This window comes from Streptomyces sp. MB09-02B, assembly GCF_033794485.1.
Lineage (GTDB): Bacteria > Actinomycetota > Actinomycetes > Streptomycetales > Streptomycetaceae > Streptomyces.
Map to the genome: position 1 here is coordinate 1 of NZ_JARGEE010000935.1, position 877 is coordinate 877.

General features: G+C 72.1%; 1 protein-coding gene and 1 pseudogene. One reads left to right on the plus strand and one right to left on the minus strand.

From position 1 onward, the window contains the following. Positions 1-87 precede the first annotated feature (87 nt). The gene (locus tag P1P70_RS45175) at positions 88-651 is read left to right on the plus strand and encodes a hypothetical protein (protein WP_319248374.1); all 564 of its coding nucleotides are present in this window, start codon (positions 88-90) and stop codon (positions 649-651) included. Here the strand turns inward: P1P70_RS45175 and P1P70_RS45180 are convergent. After that, positions 648-833, minus strand: a pseudogene (locus tag P1P70_RS45180) (flavin reductase family protein); the annotation flags it as partial. The gene P1P70_RS45175 and the pseudogene P1P70_RS45180 overlap by 4 nt on opposite strands. Positions 834-877: the final 44 nt, after the last annotated feature.

Here is an 877-nt window from a genome sequence, read left to right on the forward strand (position 1 = left end):
GTGGGGGCCTGAGGTGCCGGGGCGGACGTGGCCGGGAAAGCGGGGCACAACCGATCGGGTCGTGGCACCCTCCCTGTAGGGGGAGGGATGCTGGTGAAGTCCATGGCGGCGACAGCCGGGGTGCCGGACGAGGACGGGGGCGAGAACGGGGCTCGCGCGGGCGCGGCGCCGTCCGCTGTTTCCATGGCGGTACTGGGCGTGCAAGGCGGGCTGTCCTGCGCTGTCCTCCTGTTGGTCGGGCTCGACTCGGGGCGGGCACCCGCAGCGTCCTTCGGGGTGCTCCTGCTCTCCCCGCTGCTGCTCCTCCTCATCCTCTTCGCTGCCGCCCTCATGACCGTGGCGTACGTGCTCCCGGCCGTCGCGCTCGCCCACTGGACGGCGCGGCAGCTCACCGGGCGTGTCGCGTGGTGGTGGATCCCGCCCGCCTGCACCCTCTGGGTGCTTCCCGCCCTGGCCGTACCGTCCTGGCTGCTCCCCGGCCTCGCGTTCTACGCGGCGGCGCTGCCTCCGGCCCTGGTCACCCACCACACCCTGGTACGCGCCGAGATGGGTCGTCCCGTCCAGCCCTGCGCGGCGATCCTCGTCTGGGGCACGCTGGCCACGCTGTGTCTGCTGCTCGTGGGCGCGGCGATGGGGTCGTCGGCGGGCTAGTCGGGTGTGTCGAGTGTGAAGCCGCCGAAGCGGCCCCGGTGGAAGAGCAGCGGCGCGGCATCCGCGTTGCCGGTCCCGTCGTCGGTGTCGGTGTCGGTGCCCAGTGCCTCCACGCGGCCCACCACGATCAGGTGGTCGCCGCCGGGGTGTACGGCGTGGATCTTACAAGTAGCAAAAGGGGGGGCCACGGGGTGGGGTATTAAACACCGCTAACACTCCCGACCAA